This is a genomic window from Gilvimarinus sp. 1_MG-2023 (assembly GCF_030548285.1).
This window is the reverse complement of sequence record NZ_JAUOSC010000696.1, coordinates 1-302: the sequence shown is the minus strand read 5'-3', so window position 1 is coordinate 302 and position 302 is coordinate 1. Positions and strand designations below refer to the sequence as shown.

Annotated in this window: 1 pseudogene; it reads right to left on the bottom strand. The window is 58.3% G+C overall.

The features are described from left to right. A pseudogene (locus Q4563_RS18660) lies at nt 1-302 on the bottom strand (xanthine dehydrogenase molybdopterin binding subunit); the annotation flags it as partial.

The following is a 302-nucleotide window of genomic DNA, read 5'->3' as shown; positions in this document are numbered from 1 at the left end:
GTGCCGGCTTGTAATGCCATAACCGCATCCAGTACCCGTTCCGGCGTCGCCGGGGTGTCGAGGTCAGGGCTGAGCTGGTAATCACTGAGGCTGCTGATGGCGTCGCGCAGTGCTGACCAGACCGAGATTGCCAGCATAAACGGAGGCTCTCCCACCGCTTTGGAGTTGTACACCGTGGCTTCGTTGTTGGCCTGTTCAAACATACGGACGTTAAACACTGGCGGGGTGTCACCAATAGCGGGAATCTTGTAGGTCGCAGGAGAGTTACTGAGCAAACGGCCGTCGTCGTGCCAGACCAGTTC